1 protein-coding gene is annotated in these 596 nt (G+C 44.8%); it reads right to left on the bottom strand.

Going from position 1 to position 596, the window contains the following annotated elements; genetic code table 11:
- Nucleotides 1–33 precede the first annotated feature (33 nt).
- A partial coding sequence (locus tag ACYVD3_RS23620) for an IS256 family transposase (protein ID WP_460644961.1) occupies nucleotides 34–596 on the bottom strand: 563 nt, incomplete at its 5' end.

The raw sequence follows: 596 nt of genomic DNA, 5'->3' as shown, positions 1-596 counted from the left end.
CAAATTGTATTTCGGCCGTTAGGCAGTCGGTAGTCAACCGGCTATGATATCAGGCTGGCTCTGGAGATCCAATTCTTTCAGATGCTCCATATTCATGTACCGCTTAGTACCCCATTGGGTTCCAGCTACGTGTCGCAGTCTGGCACATACAAGCATTAAAGCACTTTGCCCATCAGGGAAAGCACCAATTGCCCGGGTTCTACGTTTAATTTCCCGGTTCAGACGTTCAATGGTATTATTGGTGCGGATTCTAGTCCAGTGTTGGCTGGGAAAATCCATGTATGTTAGGGTCTCCTCGATTCCATCTTCGACCTTTTTAGCTGCTGAAGTTAATTTCATATCCCGGAGTTTTTCAGCTACTTGTTTAGCCTTTTCCTTTGCAGATGTTTTACACTCCTGAGAATGAATAGCCTTTAGCAGCATAGAGACCTCTTTCATCTTATTACGAGGAGTGGCTGAGAATATATTCCGGTAGAAATGAACGGTACACCTTTGATACTTTGCATCCGGAAATACTTCTGGAATGGATTCGAGCATCCCAAGACATTTATCACCGATAATTAGGCGCACTCCAGCCAGGCCACGTTCTTTTAACC

This window comes from Lacrimispora brassicae (assembly GCF_054772055.1).
Note: the sequence above shows the minus strand (reverse complement) of the source record. Positions and strands in the feature narration are given on the sequence as shown.